The organism is Paenibacillus wulumuqiensis (assembly GCF_000971965.1).
Lineage (GTDB): Bacteria > Bacillota > Bacilli > Paenibacillales > Paenibacillaceae > Saccharibacillus > Saccharibacillus wulumuqiensis.
The window spans coordinates 526,595-546,943 of the sequence record NZ_LAQP01000001.1; the positions used below are offsets into that span (position 1 = coordinate 526,595).

At 48.5% G+C, this 20,349-nt stretch carries 16 protein-coding genes; 3 read left to right on the forward strand and 13 right to left on the reverse strand.

What is annotated here, in order from left to right:
- Window positions 1–211 precede the first annotated feature (211 nt).
- Window positions 212–1,141, forward strand: coding sequence for an L-lactate dehydrogenase (locus WH45_RS10430; protein ID WP_046214287.1), 930 nt, complete (start codon window positions 212–214; stop codon window positions 1,139–1,141).
- Between the two features lie 239 nt (window positions 1,142–1,380).
- Here WH45_RS10430 and WH45_RS10435 read toward each other — a convergent pair whose 3' ends face one another.
- The 5 genes from WH45_RS10435 to WH45_RS10455 all read right to left on the reverse strand — a co-directional run bounded on the left by WH45_RS10435 (window position 1,381) and on the right by WH45_RS10455 (window position 7,286).
- Window positions 1,381–2,481: a DUF3900 domain-containing protein gene (locus WH45_RS10435; protein ID WP_046214288.1), complete on the reverse strand. Its 1,101-nt coding sequence runs from the start codon at window positions 2,479–2,481 to the stop codon at window positions 1,381–1,383.
- 101 nt (window positions 2,482–2,582) lie between these two features.
- On the reverse strand, window positions 2,583–3,524 hold the full coding sequence (locus WH45_RS10440; RefSeq protein ID WP_046214289.1) for a DMT family transporter: 942 nt from the start codon (window positions 3,522–3,524) through the stop codon (window positions 2,583–2,585).
- Window positions 3,521–4,234 (reverse strand): GntR family transcriptional regulator, encoded by a 714-nt coding sequence (locus tag WH45_RS10445; RefSeq protein WP_046214624.1) that lies wholly within the window; start codon window positions 4,232–4,234, stop codon window positions 3,521–3,523. The genes WH45_RS10440 and WH45_RS10445 overlap by 4 nt, the downstream gene beginning before the upstream one ends.
- A 279-nt stretch (window positions 4,235–4,513) precedes the next feature.
- Entirely contained in the window at window positions 4,514–5,914 is a 1,401-nt protein-coding gene (locus WH45_RS10450) for an amino acid permease (protein WP_046214290.1), read from the reverse strand.
- Window positions 5,915–6,278: 364 nt separating this feature from the next.
- Entirely contained in the window at window positions 6,279–7,286 is a 1,008-nt protein-coding gene (locus tag WH45_RS10455) for a tyrosine-type recombinase/integrase (protein ID WP_268748568.1), read from the reverse strand.
- 411 nt (window positions 7,287–7,697) lie between these two features.
- On the opposite strand from WH45_RS10455, the gene WH45_RS10460 reads away from it, so the two are divergent.
- Entirely contained in the window at window positions 7,698–8,651 is a 954-nt protein-coding gene (locus tag WH45_RS10460) for an alpha/beta hydrolase (protein ID WP_046214291.1), read from the forward strand.
- Window positions 8,652–8,779: 128 nt separating this feature from the next.
- Here WH45_RS10460 and WH45_RS10465 read toward each other — a convergent pair whose 3' ends face one another.
- The 5 genes from WH45_RS10465 to WH45_RS10480 form a co-directional block, all read right to left on the reverse strand.
- On the reverse strand, window positions 8,780–9,307 hold the full coding sequence (locus WH45_RS10465; protein WP_152663537.1) for a hypothetical protein: 528 nt from the start codon (window positions 9,305–9,307) through the stop codon (window positions 8,780–8,782).
- 196 nt (window positions 9,308–9,503) lie between these two features.
- Window positions 9,504–10,634, reverse strand: coding sequence for a 5-methyltetrahydropteroyltriglutamate--homocysteine S-methyltransferase (locus WH45_RS10470; RefSeq protein ID WP_046214293.1), 1,131 nt, complete (start codon window positions 10,632–10,634; stop codon window positions 9,504–9,506).
- Between the two features lie 15 nt (window positions 10,635–10,649).
- Window positions 10,650–11,582 (reverse strand): LysR family transcriptional regulator, encoded by a 933-nt coding sequence (locus tag WH45_RS10475; protein WP_046214294.1) that lies wholly within the window; start codon window positions 11,580–11,582, stop codon window positions 10,650–10,652.
- Between the two features lie 145 nt (window positions 11,583–11,727).
- Window positions 11,728–11,868 carry a hypothetical protein gene (locus tag WH45_RS23585; protein WP_156075156.1) on the reverse strand — a complete coding sequence of 47 codons (141 nt, stop codon included), beginning with the start codon at window positions 11,866–11,868 and terminating at the stop codon, window positions 11,728–11,730.
- Between the two features lie 13 nt (window positions 11,869–11,881).
- Window positions 11,882–12,871, reverse strand: a complete 990-nt coding sequence (locus WH45_RS10480; protein ID WP_046214295.1) for an aldo/keto reductase — start codon at window positions 12,869–12,871, stop codon at window positions 11,882–11,884.
- Window positions 12,872–13,127: 256 nt separating this feature from the next.
- On the opposite strand from WH45_RS10480, the gene WH45_RS10485 reads away from it, so the two are divergent.
- Window positions 13,128–14,336 carry an AGE family epimerase/isomerase gene (locus WH45_RS10485; RefSeq protein WP_046214296.1) on the forward strand — a complete coding sequence of 403 codons (1,209 nt, stop codon included), beginning with the start codon at window positions 13,128–13,130 and terminating at the stop codon, window positions 14,334–14,336.
- A gap of 128 nt (window positions 14,337–14,464) precedes the next feature.
- Here WH45_RS10485 and WH45_RS10490 read toward each other — a convergent pair whose 3' ends face one another.
- The 3 genes from WH45_RS10490 to rhaD form a co-directional block, all read right to left on the reverse strand.
- Window positions 14,465–16,855 carry a putative bifunctional diguanylate cyclase/phosphodiesterase gene (locus WH45_RS10490; RefSeq protein ID WP_046214297.1) on the reverse strand — a complete coding sequence of 797 codons (2,391 nt, stop codon included), beginning with the start codon at window positions 16,853–16,855 and terminating at the stop codon, window positions 14,465–14,467.
- A 610-nt stretch (window positions 16,856–17,465) separates the two neighbouring features.
- A complete protein-coding gene (mbcS, locus tag WH45_RS10495) occupies window positions 17,466–19,052 on the reverse strand; it encodes an acyl-CoA synthetase MbcS (RefSeq protein WP_046214298.1) in 1,587 nt (528 codons plus the stop codon).
- Between the two features lie 293 nt (window positions 19,053–19,345).
- Window positions 19,346–20,200 carry a rhamnulose-1-phosphate aldolase gene (gene rhaD / locus WH45_RS10500; protein WP_046214626.1) on the reverse strand — a complete coding sequence of 285 codons (855 nt, stop codon included), beginning with the start codon at window positions 20,198–20,200 and terminating at the stop codon, window positions 19,346–19,348.
- Window positions 20,201–20,349: the final 149 nt, after the last annotated feature.

A 20,349-nucleotide genomic window follows, 5' to 3' on the forward strand; every position in this document is an offset into this window, starting at 1 on the left:
GCGTTTCGATTTTTCACGACCTATATAAGAGTAAACTAATTTTAAAAAAGGTAGTTTACAGAAAAGTTACAAGCGATTACAGTTTTCTGGATTTTCGATACTAAAAGAACGCGTTTGCGGTTATAGATAATAGAACACCTTTTTACTTTGTGAAAGCTTTCCGCTACAATAGTAGCGAATCTGTAATACAAATATAAGGAGATGATAATTAATGTCTGAATCCGTATCCAAACCTAACCGCGTAGTCGTTATCGGCACAGGAGCAGTTGGTTCCACAACCGCTTACACTCTACTTCTCCGTAACCGGATGTCCGAACTGGTATTTATCGACGCCAACAAGGACAAAGCACTGGGTGAAGCACTTGATATGAATCACGGTCTGCCATTTATAGGCGGTGTCAAATTATGGGCCGGCGACTACTCTGATTGCAAAGATGCAGATATTATTATCATCGCGGCGGGTTCCAATCAGCGTCCCGGTGAGACGCGCATAGATCTTTTGAATAGAAATGCCGCCATTTTCGACGACATTATCAAAAATATTACCAAGTATAATGATCATGGTATTCTGCTGGTCGCTACCAACCCGGTAGACATTCTCAGCTATGTATCCTGGAAAAAAAGCGGCTGGCCGGCTAACCGCGTAATCGGCTCGGGTACACTGCTCGACAGCGCACGCTTTCGTTATCTGATCGGTAAGCACAAAGAAATCGATCCGCGCAGTATACATGCCCATATCATTGGTGAGCATGGCGATTCCGAACTGCCGGTATGGAGTCTGGCCAATGTGGCAGGCGCAGGTATTGCCTTTGATGAAGCCGAGCAGGATGACATTTTCAACAGCACCAAAAATGCCGCTTACGAAATTATCAACGCCAAAGGCTCCACTTCCTATGCGATCGCCCTGGCACTCGACCGGATTGTGGCGGCTATTCTGCAAAATGAACATGCTGTACTGAACGTCTCCTCCCTGCTGGATGACTATCATGGCATCTCCGATGTGTATCTCGGGGTACCGGCGATTGTCGGCAGAGAAGGGATCCGTGAGAAGCTGCAGATTCCTCTTAATCCAAAAGAAGAAGAACTGCTGCGCGCTTCGGCAGCCAAGCTTAAAGGCCAGATTGCCCAGTTAAATATTTAGCCTGTATTTTAAATTTTAGGCAAGGGCTTACATGCTTCCTGATGAAGCAGTGGCTTATATGAATATGGTTCTGCGATGTAACTGACCCGCTGTTCATAGCGATTATATCCTACGTTATTATACAGTGCTATGCGGAAATTGACAAAAAACGCCGTCTTTCCATTGGGAAAGGCGGCGTTCGTTATATACTGAAGTTTGTATTCTATTTGCTGCAATCATCTGACAAGCAAATCTTTGATTTAATACGGAATATCGTTATCCGGTTCCTGCGGCTGATTCGCACGTTCTATTAGCTGTCTCGACAGATTCTCGAACGTATCCGGCTGCAGCAGTTCTACCGGCGAGAAGCCTTTTTCAAAGGTAAATGACTCGCCTTCGATTACCATCGCATAATGATCACCCAGCTTGGCAATATGCATCCGGAAGCCAAAATCCGCCAGCAATCCCCTTACACTCGTATCGCCCAGTTTGACGCGAATCTCAATCTCCGGCTTGATCTCTACAATCCGCTCAGCCGCTTCAATCACCTGCTGCGGTTCCCACTTCTCCTGCAAATCACGCTTGTCACTGGCTGCCCACAGCTCCAGATCATGCTCTTCCCGCTGCCGCTCTTCATTGCTCGCATCCGGCCACTTTTCCTCTACATAGGTCTGTACATAATCCATCACCCGCTCATTTACAATCTCGGGAATGGATTGCTCATAAGTGACGAATTTCAGAAAATCCTCAAAATAGCGGGCATGGGAAGACTGGTGCACTTTGAGCTCCCATTCTTCGATCATGCCTTCCTCGGGCATATGCGGGTACTGGATCGACTTCATGTTGCGAGCGCTGATCGCCATCTCCACTTCACTGATCAGACTGCGCTCATCGGAAATACGGGCAATCTGCTTTTCAAAATCACATTTCATGACAAATACAAATGGATCATCAAAGTGTGTATCCATCTTGACCTGGGATACAATCAGGGCACCGCCGCGTACGGAACTGGTATCCAGATAGCTGCGTACCAGATCATCGCCGGCATTTTTAAAATCTTCCTTGTTATCTACAGTCCGCAAGCGGGCAAACAGATTGAAATTGGGATTGCTGGTCAGTTCATGCCCCGGTTCCACGAGGAATGTTCCAATCTTGGTCGGCGGCTGCTCACTGGATGGGTTTTTCTCGACTTTGCGCTTGGCGGTACGTGTGAATTCGGCATGCAGGAAATTCTTGATTTCGCTCAGTTCATATTCGTCTTCATCAAGCGTCTGGTAATGTTTATAGTTCTTGGAGGTCTGGCCTTCTTTGCCTTCGACCTGCAGAACGAAAAAGGATAGGAATTGAACATTAAATCGCATGGTATACTCCTTTGTTATTACGGATGCAGCCCGCCGCTTCCATGCAGCAGGCCAAAATAGTCTGCCTATCACTATACTTGAATTTGAGCAGAAATGTAAGTTTAATTTGAACGTGCCGATAGCCAGGCATTCACGACCATGCCGCCGATGACCAGTACCATGCCGGTCCACATTCCCAGGGATGTCAGGATCACGCCGAGCAGCAGCCATTCTCCCAGCAGGGTAAACACCACTTCCAGGGACTGGGTCGCCTCCACTGCTGCCAGCCGGGCTGGATGATGACGGACCCGATCGGTCGCTCCGAAAAAGAGCACCGTCGCAATGACTCCCGAGAACAGGGCAACCAGCAAAGCCTGAAAGGTCTGACCCCCGGCTGGCGGACCATGCTGCAGCAGTCCGATTACAGACAGCAGTATCCAAAATGGCAGACTGGCAATGCTCATCCCCAGCGTACGCTGAAATGCATCCAGCCTGCCATCACATACTTCCATCATCTTGCGGTTGCCCAGCGGATAAGCGATCGCCCCGATCAGAATCAGCGCAATGCCCTGCCAGCTCGCCTGGGCGGGACTGTTATGTATTTGTCCCAGCTGCATCAGTCCAATGCCCAATAACATCATGATCGCAATCAGCAGCACACTGCGTGGTATCCGTCCTCTCTCGCGTACAAGCCCATCGGGTGTCTGATGGACGAAAAAGAACAGCGGTGACAGCAGCATACCTGCCAGAATTGTCGTCTGAAAGCCCGCTGCCGTCAGCCAGGCAGGCGAGTATACCGCCGAAGCACAGAGCGGCGCATAGAACAGCCCAAAGCCCACTGTACTCCACAGCAGCCAGCGGCCAGGCTGACGCCGCATTTCCTTCCAGATCGGTGTTAGATTGCCGCGCAGCAGTACCAGTATGACAAGCAGCGGCACCATGAAAAAATAACGCAGTGCACTGCTCCAGATCCAGTGTCCCCCGCCTACCTCCATTGATCGGTTCAATACAAAACTGGAGGCGAAAAAGAAAGCTGCCATCACACCGATCAATACCGCCTTCATCCCTTGTCCTCCTCTTCTGCCGATAGAGCGGTGGCAAGGGCTGAAGCAGAATCAGAATGCTGTACAGTCAGCCACTGTCCCAGACTCAGCCAGTTCTGCTCCATCAGCCGTACAGCCTCTGCCGTATTATGCTGACGACAGGCTGCAATAATCTGCATATGATCAGCAGGGGATTGCTCCCGGCTGGCCTCGCTAAATTTGGCATATTCCAGCCTGCGGATTTTGGGCATAATGCTATGTAGAGCCCCGTTAATCTCGGGATTGGCGGCCCTCATCAGGAATAGATCATGGAAACGATCATCTGCAGCGATTGCTCTCTCTGCATCCTGCTGCTGAAGTGCTGCTGTCAATTCCATATTGGCGGCTTCCAGTTGCTCGTAATCTTCGTCAGTCAACTGGTCTGCAGACAGCCGCGCAGCAAGACTATGCAGGGCAGCAGCAACAACAAAAGCATGAGCTGCCGCCTCTTCCTGCAGTGGAGCTACACGAGTAACGGCTCCTGGAAAGGATTCAACGAGCCCTTCATCCTCCAGTCGTTTGAGTGCTTCCCGAACCGGTGTACGGCTAACTCCGAACTGGCCGGCCAACTCCATATCATTCAGTTTCTGACCGGGAGACAGCTCCAGGGCAATAATGCCTTGCTTAAGCATGTTATAGACTTGATCACGTAGTGACAAACGGTTTAATTTGGGATAGTGAGGTGTATTCATGAAACCAATATATTGCATATTAATTTAGAAAACAATAGAAATGTCAGCTTTCCGATAATGATTGTGAATAAATATTTTTTTGAAATTTGGCAGATTATTATTTTCCGGATCATGATTAGCCACTATTCCCAAAGACCTTTAACAGCAAAAGAGCACCTTCTCCTGAATCAGGCGGAAGATGCTCTTTTATAGAAGACATTTACAATGCATACATTCTTGCAGTGAAATTAAAGGCTGAAAGCGTGATAGCGACTCAGCAATGGTTCACTTGCAGATTTATTAGGAACGGCGGTTCGGATTCAGCAGACTGCGGCTTTTGCCGTACAGGAAGTAAATAACCAGGCCGATCAGCAGCCAGCCAAAGAATACCAGCCAAGTCATTCCTTTTAGCTGCAGCATCAGATATACACATCCGATTGCACTCAGAATCGGGATCAGTGGTACCAGCGGTACACGGAATCCTCTTTGCAGATTCGGCTGGGTACGACGCAGTACAATTACACCGATACTGACTACGGTAAAGGCGAACAGTGTGCCGATATTAGTCAATTCCGCCAGGCTGCCCAGCGGGATAAAGCCGGCAAAAAAGGCAATGATCACACTGGCAATCCATGTGCCTACTGCAGGCGTCTGGCTTTTGCCACTGACTTTGGAGAAGACAGGGGACAGCAGACCATCACGGGACATGGAGTACAGCAGACGGCTCTGTCCATACATCATAACGAGCAGTACAGTCGTAATACCTGTAATCGCACCAAGAGATACGATCCAGGCCATTCCATTCAGATGTACAAATTCCAGTGCAAAGGCTACCGGATGACTTACGTCCAGCATTTTGTAAGGAACAATCCCTGTCAGGATCAGCGATACAACGATATACAGAACGGTACATACGGCAAGCGAAGTAATGATACCGATCGGCAGGTCACGCTGCGGCCGTTTTACTTCCTCCGCAGCAGTAGATACGGCATCAAATCCGATATAGGCAAAAAAGACGGTTGCTGCACCGGCAGTTACCCCGGACCAGCCAAACGGCAAGAATGGAGTCCAGTTGTCCGGCTGCACATAGAACACACCTACACCGATAAAAATAAGTACAACGATTAGCTTGATGGCAACCATAATGCCATTAGCACGAGTAGCTTCTTTAACTCCGCGTGTCAGCAGAAGCGCAATGACCAAGGTAATGATCGAAGCGGTTATGTTAAAATATGTTCCATTAGCAGGATTAAAAGCACTGGTTAATGCTTTGGGCAGCTCAATTCCCACTCCGGACAGCAGGCTCTGGAAATACCCTGACCATCCGCTCGCTACCGCAGCACTGGCAAAGCCATATTCCAGAATGAGATCCCATCCAAGAATCCAGGCGATAATCTCACCAAATGTAGTGTAGCTATACGTATACGCACTACCGGATGCAGGCACGGAAGAAGCAAATTCCGCATAACAAAGTGCTGCAAAAGCACACACAATTCCGGCCAATAGGAAGGATAGCACGATTCCTGGTCCTGCATAATTGGCAGCCGCTACCCCGGTAAGTACAAAAATGCCTGTACCGATAATGGCACCGATCCCCAAAGTGGTTAGATCAAGCGCACCGAGCACAGGTTTGAGTTGGCTGTCTCTTGCTGCAATCGGTTTGCGTCGGAATAATGAAGTATTGTCTTTAAGGTTACTCATAGACGAAATCCTTTCTTCTGTAAGGTATATTCACATTTATTCACTAATACTAAATGGTACCTACAGAAAACTACGCAATACTACACTTCAACGCGTTGAATTATTGAAAATTTTTTCGAGAAAGTGATACAATAGCTCCCACGATCAATATTTCGCCTACTAAACCGATCTAGGTTGATGCACCACAGTTGGTTATCGCTTTCCATATCCTTCTTTTCATCTGATGAGAAGGGCAAGCAAGCTATGTATTTCTCTTGATTCAGATACTAAACAGCAGTACCGAAGCCCTCTTATTCCCAGCCTATTCCATCTGGTCAGCCAGAGCATATATAATCGGACCCACAACGGCTGCCCAATGGTAGGGCTATTCTGCCGCCTCTTCCCGATCACTGCGCAGCGGTACGGGCAGCTGGATATCAAGCCGTGAAATGGCTTCCTGCTTTTCCCGGCTGCTGACGTGGGTATAGATAATCGTCGTCTGAATCGAAGAGTGACCAAGCAGCTCCTGTACGGTCCGCAGATCGGTGCCCTGCCGCAGCAGCATTGTGGCAAAGGAGTGTCTCAGCTTATGACTGGAATATGGCAGACGCTGTCCTGGCTCTACATCTTCCTGAAACTTGTCAAAGGTGTCTGCTGCAATCTGCTGGATGTTGCGGATCGATAGCCGGGTCCCCTTTTGCGAGATAAAAAGTGCATTTTCCCCATCCCGCCACGGGGTAAGTCTTTCCTGGATTGCCAGCTTCAGAAAGTCGGCTACTGCTGATGGCACCGGAAGTGTACGCCATTTCCGCCCTTTACCGAATACCTGCAGCGTACCGCGCTCTTCGTTATAGTCCTGTATATTCAGCAGATGGACTTCACCTACGCGCAGACCCATATAGGCCATGAGCAGAAATACAGTCAGATTACGCGTACGATACTTGCCTTCTACCGATTGCAAAAAGCCGCTCAGTCTGGATTCATCCAGATAGACGGGTTCCTTGTTCTGTTCGGTTTTGGCCTTTTTGATACCCGCTGCAGGATTGGCACCTGCCATCTCCAGTTCCATCAATGCCTTGAAAAAGCAGCTGACTGCTGCATGTTTGCGATTACGTGTCGAATCACTAACGCCTCTTGAACGTGCGCCGCTCAAGTAGGACAGCACATGACGCTTTTTGATATCATCGAGCGGCTTGCCTTTTACGGAATGGGATTCCAGAAATTCATGTACATCCCCAAGATAAGCTTTGCGGGTATACCCGGTATAACCTGCATCTTTCATCCAGTCGAGAAAGGCTTCCAGCTCTTCGGCATACGGGCTGCCTGTATCTTCATCCCATGGTTCATGCTGTTCGTTCCGGTCATCCGGCAGGGTATAGTTACGTCTGTTCATGATATGAATGTTCCTTTCTCCAACGTTCGGTCTGAATCTTTCCTTCATTATACAGCAGTTCGCAGCAACTACCTACCTTCTGTCCAATTCCCTATGACCTTCTGTTGCAACTGGTTCTATCCAAGTTATTGTCCGGCTCATCATATAAGTGTATTCAGAGGCCGACAGCTGGTAAGCCCGCTCAGATTATGTTTCATCAGCTTCTTTTACGTTTACGTTCCTTATAGAAGCAATTGCACAATTAAATTTTGTTATAGTAATTGCGAAGGCAATAACAAAGCGGCTGATGTACATATTTTTTGGCTGAATGGTACCATTACTGATAGACAGCTTAGTCGCTTTGACAACAAGATATACGACAAACGATATAACTTTATGCAAACCAGTACATTAACCTGAGGAGGCTTTCCCATGACTACCGAGAAAAAAGTATACCTGGAACCTGCTGCACAGAAATTTGCCGATGATAATTCCAAGCCACCTTTCCTGTTCGATCTGGGACCGGAAAAAGGACGCGAGACGGTAAACGAAGTTCAATCCGGCGATATTGCCAAGCCTGAAGTGGATATCGAGGATCTGAAAATTCCAGGCGGTCCGGATGGCGAAGTTGCGATCCGTATTGTACGACCTCCGGGTGCTCCTGCCGAGCTGCCGGTACTGCTATACATTCACGGTGCTGGCTGGGTATTCGGCAATTCGCATACCCACGACCGTCTGATTCGCGAATTGGCCGTTGGTGCCGGAGTAGCGGTTGTCTTCCCGGAATACAGCCTGTCTCCGGAAGCCAAATATCCGACAGCCATCGAAGAGATCTATGCTGTACTGCAGTGGATTGCCGAGCAGGGCAGCGCCCAAGGCTTTGATACATCCAAATTGTATGTAGGTGGCGACAGTGTCGGCGGTAATATGACGGCAGCAATCACCCTGATGGCCAAAGAACGCAGCGGCCCGACCATTCATAAACAGCTGCTGTTCTATCCGGTAACGGATGCCAGCTTCGATACGGAATCATATCACCAGTTTGCAGAAGGTTACTTCCTCGCCCGTGAAGGAATGCAGTGGTTCTGGGATCAGTACACGACCGATCCGAATGATCGTGCCCAGATCACCGCTTCCCCGCTGCGTGCTACGACCGAGCAGCTTCAGGGCCTACCGGAAGCACTCGTCATTACCGGTGAAGCCGATGTGCTGCGCGATGAAGGCGAAGCGTATGCCAACAAACTGCGTGAAGCTGGCGTACCGGTAACAGCTGTTCGTTTCCAGGGTATTATTCATGACTTTGTGATGCTGAACGTGCTGGCAGAGACACAGGCCAAAAAAGGCGCCATGAAACTGGCAAATGCCTTCTTGCGTGAAGGTCTGTAATTGTTCTGAACCCAGTTAACACCAACCGATCCTAAAAATAGATATATCGCATATTCAAAAGCCAGCCCGGGATATACCAGGCTGGCTTTTGTGTATATTGCTTTTCACTTTCCTATTTAACCATCCAATCAATAATTCTTTTCATACAAAATTTCACCTGTATCATTTTTGATTTCATACTGTAGATGGTTAGACGAGTTTTGCAATGACTTTGTTCCTACAAATAGAAAAGAGCTTTGAGGTTTTTGTACATTTTTCACCTGTGGTTTTTGATCCGGCAATTTCAACGTAATCGTTTTTGCATATTTCAAGATTTCTTTATCATGAATAGTTATTCCTACATAAGGATAGCCGCTTTTTGTTCCCAGATATTGAACCGGCTGATCATGCTGCTCTGCAATTTCCAATTCTTTTGCCAATTTTGGTGTCTTACCGGATATTGTAATAATTCCCGTACCAAGCTGATTTTGATCCTGATAATAAATTACTGCAAATGAAGAAGAGTCTGTATCCATTATTTTAGAATCCAATAAAACTAGATTTTCTTTCTGTACGATTGTCTGAATACTTTCATCATCCACTCGTTGGTATGTACTTTGACTTATATATATACCTATAATTATGACTACAATTAAAGCCACTATCATTTTCTTCATTACGATTACCTCACTGTCATCCATCCTAATATATTAAAATCCAGAGATGAAGCATTTCTGTAAAAACAGCCCCTTACATAACGAGCTGTTTTTACAGAGCCATGATTCCTTCAATCATCCTGAACCTAGTATCCTGATATGTCATATACACGAGATACCTGATACACACAAGATATCTGCCTGCTATAGCCCTGGCCTATAACAATGCCGCAGGGGATTGGGTCCATACTTCATTTGCCGTATCGATAACCAATCGAATCTTGTTCCTCTGCTCTTCCTCGGTCAGCATATTGCCCTCTTCGGTCGAAGCAAAGCCGCACTGGGTGCTCAAGCAGAGCTGATCCAGAGGCACATACTGTGCAGCTTCGGCGATCCGTTCCTTGAGTACTTCCTTGCTCTCCAGTCCACCATGCTTGGTCGTGACGAGTCCCAGTACCACAAACTGGTTTTTGATATGACGCAGCGGCTGGAAATCTCCTGCGCGTTCATTGTCATATTCCAGGAAAAAGGCATCTACCTGGGTCTTGCCAAACAGCTCTTCGGCGACCGGCTCATAACCGCCTGCCGCGAACCAGGTTGAACGGAAATTGCCCCGGCATACATGCAGCGCAATCGTCATATCTTCCGGACAGTTCTCAATGCTCTCATTGATCAGACGCACATAATCACTGGCCAGCTGATCGGGGTCCTGACCGCGGTTGCGAAGCAGCATCCGGTGTCTGCTGCTGCAGAGCGTCCCCCATGTCGTATCATCCAGCTGCAGATAACGGCAGCCCGCATCGTAGAATGCACGAATCGCTGTCTGGTACACATGAATAATGTCCCGGTATAGTTCTTCCTGATCGCTGTATACGTCATTGCCATTATAATTTTCCACAAAATGAAAAAGTGCTGGCGAAGGGATGGTCATCTTGGCAGTGCGATCACCGGCAAGCTGCTGCAAATAACGAAAATGCTCTACCATCGGATGGTTGCCAAACGAAATCTTATCCACGATGCGGAAGCTCTCGGCCCGGTTACGGTTATCAATGCCGGCTGTAGGCAGACCGATCTTCTGGGTCCCCCGAATACCGAGGAAAAAGTCCAGATGCCACCAGGTACGGCGGAACTCCCCATCGGTGATCGTCTGCAGTCCCATACTTTTCTGCTTTTGTACCAGCCTAGTGATCTCTTCATCTTCTACCGCTCGCAGCTGCTCGGCAGTCATTTCACCGCTCTCATACTGGAATCGCGCATCCCGGATCGATTCCGGACGCAGATAGCTGCCCACAATATCGCAGCGGAAAGGAGGCGTGTTTCGTTTGGTTCCTGTAATTGGACTCTGCATAGGCTCCTCCTGTACTTATAATAGAAATTGATTCATATTCAGATAGCTGTTGGACACCAGATCGTTGAGTATATCAATATACTGGGAAGCCACTTCGCTCGGCTTGCGATCCTTGTGTGCGATCCAGCCGACCGTAAAGTCTTCATTCGTCTGCAGCGGTACGGCGACCAGCTGTTCATAATTGAACTGGGACACCAGAATGCCGGTTCCTACGGTATAACCGTTCGTGCCGGACAGCAGATTGGCGAGTGTCGCCCGGTCATGTACCTTGATGCTTTTGGCTGTCGAGGAGAAAGTAATCATCTCCTCCGAGAAATGCAGCGAGTTATTCGCCCCCTGATCAAAGGTAATATACGGATACATGCTCAGATCCTGGGTGGTGACCATTTCCTTTTGAGCCAGCGGATGGGCTGCCCGGATAAAAATATGCGGGCTCGTATTGAACAGCGGCGTGAACATCAGGTTACCGTCGCTGAACAGCTTATTCATGACTTTAAAATTGCGCTCGTTAATATACAAAATGCCGATATCACTGCGCAGTGTCTTCACATCTTCGATAATATTGTACGTCTGTGTCTCCCGCAGATGGAGATTATATTCGTTGATATCCGTCTGCTCCATCAGCTTCACAAAAGCATCCGCCACAAAAGCGTAATGCTGTGTCGATACGGAGAAATGAACCAGATTGCGCTTGCTGCCATGGTACCGATTCTCGATCAATTCCGCCTGCTCGATAATCTGGCGGGCATAGCCAAGAAACTCCATTCCCTCTACAGAAATGCTGATCCCCCGGTTGGTTCGGTCAAAAATGGAAATTCCCAATTCACTTTCCAGTTCCTTGATGGCATTTGAAAGGCTCGGCTGCGAAATAAAAAGCCGCTTTGCCGCCTCATTCATGGAACCGCAGTTCGCAATTTCAATGGCATACCGCAGCTGCTGTAGTGTCAATACCTTTCCCCCTTCGAACGCTCCGTCTTCTCCTGCTGCCGTTCAGGATCTGCCCTGAAGGCAGATCGGTTTTTGGACTAATCGGAGTTATCGTAGCATAAATAGTCTGTCGAATCCAAGCCATACCGGCTGAAATAGTTATTTCCTATAACAGGGCAGCCCGGCCATTCTTCAGTAAAATGAAAACAGCACACCTTGCCAGCAGGTTGAACTTTCGGCTGGCAAGGCGTGCTGCATAATAGAAAGCAATGTTCATGGTTGCGAAATCCACCGCACTTCCGGCCATCCCGCTGTCTCCTCTATCTCATGGCAATTTTGGAAATGGTAAAACTGCCATCTCTCGAGAAATCCTGATATGGACTCGGAATGATCTCATCAATCCGCTGAATCTCTTCCTCGGACAATTGGATTTCCAGGGCTCCAAGGTTATCAGCCAGCTGCTGCTCGTTACGAATACCGACAATCGGAATAACATTCGGACGGCGCAGCAGCCAGGCGAGCGAGAACTGGCTCAGGGAGACTCCTCTTGCATCAGCAAGTTCAGCCAGCTGTTCCACTACATTCAGCTTATGCTGATTGCCCGGTGTGCTTAGATCCATCTGCTCCCCACGCGATCCTGCCGGGAGCGGCTGATTTTTGCGGTATTTGCCGGATAACCAGCCGCCAGCCAGAGGCGAATAGGCCATAATGGCGAGTCCATGACGCTCGGCGGCAGGCAGGATCTCCTGCTCGCTATAGCGATTGAGCAGACTGTAGGACAGCTGATTGGTCACAAAGCGCTCCAGATTCATCTTCTCACTCGTCCACAGCGATTCCACCATCCGCCATGCTTCAAAGTTGGAGCATCCGATATAGCGTACTTTCCCCTGAGCCACCAGATCGTCGAGCGCCCGCAGCGTCTCATCGATCGGAGTATGCGGGTCCGGACGGTGAATCTGATACAGATCAATATAGTCGGTGCCGAGCCGCTTGAGACTGGCTTCCACCTGGCGCATAATCCGGTAGCGGCTTGCCCCTTCCCCATTGGGTCCTTCGGCAGTACGTACCTTGAACTTGGTAGCGACGATAAACTGGTCACGGCGCCCTTTGAGTGCTTTGCCAATAATCTCTTCGCTCGTTCCCTTCCCGTATGTATCTGCCGTATCCAGAAAATTAATACCCGAATCCAGAATCCGATCCAGTATGGACAGCGAACTCTGTTCATCCATATCCCAATCCCCATACGTCATCGTACCGAGACACAGCCGCGATACCTGCAGACCGCTGCGCCCCATATATCCATAATCCATTATACTGCCTCCTCTATCGAGTGTGGTGATGCAGACGCTGCCGATCATATTGAAATGGGTAAAACCTTTCGGCGAAAACGCCTACATTTCTCTTTTATTATAATCCAATCAAGGAATAACCCCAAATTCGTTAGCCCTTCTGCCAATCAGGGTAATCATATAGCCATGGAATGAATACAGGCATCTACCCGGCGTTCCAGAACATCCTCTGTCGTTATGGAGATATTCATTACAGCTTGCAAGGAGGTTTATTCGTATGTCTTCCACTTATCCTGATTTTCGTTCACCTGATTTTTTGAAGCAGCATATTATGGATACGGTCAACTTTTATGTACCCCAATGCAGAGATGATGAGGTTGGCGGTTATCATCACTGCTTTTTTGATGATGGTACGTTATGTGATGATCCTACCCGGCACCTTGTCGGGCAATCTCGTTTTGTCTATGTGTTCAGCACGGCGGCCATGCTGAGTGATGATCCGGTATACCGTGAGCTGGCAGAGCATGGTCTGCGCTTTTTGCAGGAGTATCAGCGGGATCAGCAGCATGGCGGTTACTACTGGATTCTGGAGAATCATCAGGTCCAGGATTCCAGCAAGCAGCTGTATGGACATGCTTTTGCCCTGCTGGCCGCCGCTACCACTCATCAGGCGGGCATCCCGATGGCAGCCGATATGCTGGCAGATATCTACACAGTGCTCGAACAGCATTTCTGGCGCGAAGAGGATGGAATCTATGTCGATCAGATGAGTGCAGACTGGCAGGAAGTCTCTTCGTATCGCGGTCAGAACGGCAACATGCATACATGCGAAGCGATGATGGCTGCCTATGAAGCTACCGGTGAATCCCATTACCTTGATCGGGCCTATTCTATTGCCCGCAAGGTCATGTTCGACCTGCTGCCGCAATCCGGTGACTTGATCTGGGAACATTATGACCAGAACTGGCAGATTGACTGGACATTCAATTATAAAGATACCTCGGATGAGATCCGACCATACGGTCATATACTCGGTCATTCGATCGAATGGAGCAAACTGCTGCTGCGGCTGGAACAGCACCGTCCCGAATCCTGGATGTATCCGTGTGCCGTGAACCTGTTCACCCATGCTGCAGACAAGGCTGCCGATCCCGAGCATGGTGGTCTCTACTATATTATGGATACCGATGGAGAGATGATTGCGCCGGACAAACTGTACTGGGTGATGACCGAGGGACTGGGCGCCGCGGCCATACTGAGTGCCAGAACCCCGGATGATCCATCCGTCTATCTGGAATTCTATGACCGGCTGTTCGCCTACTGCTGGGACCATCTGATCGATCGGGAGCATGGAGGCTGGTACCAGCAGCTCAGCGTTGATAACCACAAGCAGAGCAATATCAAGAGTCCTCCGCCCAAAGCGGATTATCATCCGGTCACCAACTGCTTGACCGCGATCCAGTCGTTTGCTGGATTTGAGTCATAGTTTCCTATCCTTCAAATAGAAACAAGTTGTTCTTTCGTTGTTTTTTCGTTGTTCTTTCGCAGAAAAAAGCAGCTTTTCCCTACAGGGATAGAGCTGCTTTTTCATTTACCTTTTTTTAGAGTAATGGATCAGGATGATTTGCTGACCGGACTGGTGCTCATCCACGCTTCCAGATCATGCACCTTCATCGGACGGCCATAATAATAGCCCTGAATATGATAGCAGCCCAGCTGCTGCAGCAGTTCAACATGCTGCCGTGATTCCACGCCTTCGGCCAGCACTTTCATATTGAGCTGTTCCGCGAGTGCAAGCACCGAGCGGACAACCGCTACATTACGCGGATTCACATCAATATCAAAGATCAGCGAACGGTCGATTTTGATAAACTGGAACGGAAAGCTGGTCACTGTCTTCATGGACGAATAACCGGTCCCAAAATCATCAACAGCCAGCGTCACACCCATACCGACAATCTCTTCGCAGATCTGCATAATCTGCTCCTCTTCACGAATCGCCGCACTCTCCGTAAACTCCAGACAGAGCAGATGTGCCGGCAGTCCGGTCTGCATCAGCACCTTCTCGACTTTACGGGCAAAATACGGATCACTCAGCTGGCTGGCCGATACATTGACCGACATCTGCATCTCCGGATATCCTTCTTCCAGCCAGCGTACGGCCTGCTCGGCAGCCTCCTGCATCACCCATTCGCCAATCTGCCGGATCGTTCCATTCTGCTCGGCTACCGGTACAAAATCCTGCGGGGATACAAAGCCCAATTCGGCTGAATGCCAGCGCAGCAACGCTTCTACTCCAAACATAATACCGGTATGACTGTCCACCTGAGGCTGATAGACAAGCGAGAATTCATTGCGCAGCAGAGCAGTTTCCAGTCCCTGCTGCATCAGCAGCTCCCGCTTTGCTTCACTTTTCAGCTGATCATTGAACAGATGATACTGATTGCGGCCGAGACGCTTGGCGGCATACATGGCGATATCTGCATTGCGCAGCAGGGTCTCCGGATCTTCTCCGTCTCTAAGCGCGAGACAGACACCGATACTGCAGGAGACATGATAATACTTTTCCCCGAGTACGACCTGTTTGGCAAAAGCATGCAGAATCGTATTGGCCATCTCTGCTGCGGTCTCTTCACTCTGCCAGCTCTCCAGTTCAGCCAGCAAGGCGAATTCATCGCCGCCGGTACGCGCCACTATACTGCCAAACGGTGTATGCTGACGGATCAAATCAGCTACATTGTACAGCAAAATATCGCCTGCCGAATGGCCCATCGTATCATTAATCCATTTAAAATGATCCAGATCCATCTGCATCACCACCACTCGTGTGCCGGTATGGTGCGCCCGTTCCACCGCTTCCTGCAGTTTCATATTGAACTGGTATCGGTTCGCCAGACCTGTAAGGGAATCGGTAAAAGCAAGTTCGAGCAGCTGCTGCTCATTGCGCTGCTGAGCGGTAATATCCCGTACCAGCAAATAGCAATGAAGCTCCCCCTCTATCTGCAGAAAGTCGCTGTTCACTTCTACCATATAACGCAGTCCCGAACGGCTCATAATCTCCATCTGCATCTGCTGCGGAAAAGCACGTTCGCGGAACGCCTTCTCAATCACGCTCAGGTATCCACTTTTATCCGTGTCCGGCAAAATCGACAAAATATCGATATCCCCTTCACTCTCGGATATCCCGGTAATCGCACGAAAGGCCGGATTGGACTCTGTTACAATGCCCCGTGAGTTCATCAGCGCCACACCACTGCTTGAAAGGGTAAAAAGCAGCTTGTAGCGCTGCTCTGCGGTCGCGAGGAAATTATGCTTGTGCATTGCCAGACGCAGCGTATACGCCAGGATGATCGCTGCATACGTGGGCAGACTGTCTACCGGCACAAGCGGAATCTCCGGGAAAATCTGACTCAGTGCAAAAAAGAAAACCAGCCAAATCGATGCGACGGCACTCCCACGGATAATCGTCAGCATCATCTGCTGCTCCCGCTCATAGGCGCGGCTGCTCTTGAGCTTGCGGTAACCAATGAACATAATCAGCAGCAGGAAGGAAAGCGAATAGAATGTAATGGTAACAAACATCAAGTCAAAGATTTCATTATGAATTTCCATCCGCCAGTGTTGACCCTTCGCCAGATACAATTGAAAGATATCCGGCCAACCATGAATCATCACGATTCCTGTCAATGGAACACCCGCAAAAGGATGAAGCAGCCAGAACGGCAGTTGAATCCGGCTCAATATGGCAAAGTAATAGGTAAGAATGGTAATCGCAATAAAAGTCAGATCATAGGTAAGACGTGGATTAACCCAGCTCGCAAATTCATAATCCAGTGCCTGTGTGAGAAAATCAGACAAAAATATAAAGGAAAGTGCACCAATCAGGATCGTAGTCAGCCGATGAAGTGAGCTATCCGGATGCCGCATCAATATCTCAATGGCAAGTGCACCCAGCAGCATAAATGGTATAAACGATATTACAAAGCTAATTAAAAAGCTATACATGACTTTTGACCCCCATACATACCTGAATACACATACTACTAATATCGCACGAATTAAAGACATTTTAAATAGCCAACTGTCTTAATGGCGAAAAATATATTTGTGTATAATGTATTGACAAATGTCTTTAGAACTATTTTACGTTTTATACGATGCGTCTTGTGATTTATTTTAGGAGCGTGATGCGAGGAAGATGAACTTTTTTTCATTATTATGAATTTTTCACTTATTGAATTATTATAATTAATATTTGCAGAGAAAAAGGCTGTTGCTGAAGATTTTATATACAAGTCAGGTTTTTTTCGCAAGCCTATACAGGTATATAGACCTAATTAGATACCATTTACTCCAAATAAGTAAAAACTGCGAAGTTACCCTGCTGGTCTGCAGGTGATTGCTTGTTATACAAAGGTGCACAGCCATACGTTACAGACACACGGAGGGTAAAACAAGAGGAGATACAAGCAAGAAAACAGTGAGCAAAAGCAAAAAAGCAGCCCACTGGGCTGCTTGGTTTTGTATGGGAAATTGGACTTCTATTCATTCTCTGTCTGATAAACATTAATATGAAATGTTATCGGCCGGTTTAACGAACAATATGTTCATAAGATTAGCTGTTCGCTTTTTTCTCCTGTTCACGCAGTTCGATGCGGCGGATTTTGCCGGAGCTGGTTTTGGGCAGATCGGTGATGAATTCGACTTTACGCGGGTATTTGTAAGGAGCTGTCCACTGCTTGACATGATTTTGCAGCTCTCTCGCCAGTTCCGGTGTGCCTTCTATCCCATCTTTTAATACGATAAATGCTTTAACGACATGACCGCGAATCTCATCCGGACTGGCTACAGCGGCGCATTCCTTGACAGCGGGATGCTTCATCAGCGCTTCTTCCACTTCAAACGGACCGATTGTGTAACCGGAGCTGATAATAATGTCGTCGCCGCGCCCTTCAAACCAGAAGTAGCCGTCTTCATCCTTGCGTGCCCGGTCGCCGGTAATAAAGTAGTCGCCGCTAACATTCTCGGCTTTGCGTTCCGGGTCCATATAATAGGTTTGGAACAGAGCCGGCATATCGGTACGTACCGCGATATTACCAACTTCTCCCGCTGGTACGGGCTGGCCTTCTTCATTAATGATCTCGACGAGTCCCGGAGACATTGACTGTCCCATTGCGCCAAGGCGAATCTCTGTATTCGTCAGGTTACCGATCAGCAGTGTGCTTTCGGTTTGGCCGTATCCGTCGCGGATCGTCAAACCGAATTCTCGGTTAAAGGTATGAATCACTTCCTGATTCAGCGGCTCTCCTGCCGATACGGCGCTGCGCAGGCTGGACAGATCATAGCTGCCCAGATCTTCAAGCTTGGCCATCAGACGGTACTCGGTCGGTGTACAGCACAATACCTGTACGCCATACTGCTGGATCAGCTCCAGGTACTTATGCGGCTGGAACGATCCATTATAGACCAGACCGGTTGCTCCGCGGCCGAGAACCGACAGGAACGGACTCCAGATCCATTTTTGCCAGCCCGGGGCAGCAGTCGCCCAGACGATATCATCTTCACGAATATCCAGCCAAGGACCGGTGATGCGCAGATGAGCATATGCCCAGCCATGACTGTGAACGACACCTTTTGGGTTGCCGGTTGTTCCGGACGTGTAGGCGAGGATCGCCATATCGTCACGGTTCGTAGCCACAGCTTCGAACTGTTCTTCTTCGTTCTTCATCAACTGCTTCAGATCCAGCCAGCCTTCGGCCAGTTCTGACTGATCGGCAGCGACAGAGATGCGGAATGCCCAGGCAGGCAGTTCCTCATCGATATTGTCCACTTCACTGGTGACCGTTGACCAGGCGATGACCGCACGAGCTTCCGAATGACGCAGCCGGTAAGCCAGATCCTTGGCACGCAGCATTTCCGAAGACGGGATAATGACCAGTCCGCTTTTGAGACAGGCCAGATATATAATATAGGCGGTAATCTGTCTTGGTACCATGACCAGTACGCGATCGCCCTGCTGAAGTCCAAGCTTGAGCAGTCCGTTAGCCAGCCGATTGGCCTGCTTCAACAATTCGCCATACGAGATTTCCTGTGTATCTCCCTTGTCATTCAGCCATTTGAGCGCTGTTTTGGCGGGATTATGTTTCTCCATTTCGGAGGTTAGGTTGTATTGCTGAGGTGCAGTCCATTCCTGATATTTCATAATTAATTTCCCCTTTATGCTGCAAAATGAATACTGATGATTCACTTCAGTATAGCATGTCTTAAGACCAGGTTCTAATACTAATTGGCGATTACGCTTACATGATTCGTGCTTATTCGAGCAAAAAAGGAAAATGAAGTTTTCGCGATTTTCTCGAATAATTGCTGTAAAAGCCCTGTCGGCCGCTCCTTGTACCTCATCAAAAAAAGATCAGCCTGCGTCTGTGCAGGCTGATCTCTGAGTCTCTTTTTCACATAATCTTCATATTATATAGTCTGAGCATACCGCTTTTCTTATATCGTTGCTTTTAAAATCCCAGGTCTTGGAGTGACTCCGAATGCCTGAGCGAGATCTGTCAGCTGCTGCTCGGTAATACGTTGTTGGATCGGCAGATGAGCAATTTTCATATAGATCTGGGCTGCCTTTTCGATCGTCTCAATCAGACCGAATGCTTCATCAATCGTTGCCCCCGCACCGAAGATTCCATGCTGCGGCCACAGGACAGCGCGGTGTTCTTTCATTTTCTGTGCAGTCGCACGTCCGATTTCACTGGAACCCGGAACCATCCACGGAATCACGCCGATTCCATCGGAAAACACAACGATACATTCCGTGCACATTTCCCACAGCGTGCGGGTAAATGCATTCTCATCCAGCGTATGAACAAAAGTCATCGCCAGCGTATGGGTCGCATGATTGTGCATGACAACGCGATGCTGCGGATCGATCTTGAGACGCTCGATATGACTCATAAAATGAGCCGGCAGCTCGCTCGTCGGCACAGCCCCGTTACTCAGTCCCCACAGCAGTTCCAGCTGTTCTCCATTCTCGGATACACGCAGCACACCAAGGTTTCCTTCAGGGTCATCGATGACGTTTTTAAAATATTTGCCTGATCCGGTGACGATAAAATAGCGACCAGCCAGCTCATGAACCGGAAAAGCAGGTTCAAAGCGCCGAATGACATGATGGATATCCAGATACTGAGCCACCTGCTGCTCATCCAGAATACAGCTGACATTCCCACCATTACGTTCATCCCAGCCAAAACGCCACATATTACGGGTAATCTTCGCCATCTCGCGTATAAATGGAATCTGTTCTGCTTGAATCCGAATCGGCTGTTGATCAGGCATCGTCGTATACATCATAGTTCTCTCCCCTGGTTATCCGAATAAGTTCTACTCCTTTATTCTAATCTTCTGCATGTTGCAAGTCAATAATAAACGGATAAAAACAAATATAAATAAAAATTATAATGTTTATTTATATTTGTTTTATTGCACATTAGAAATAA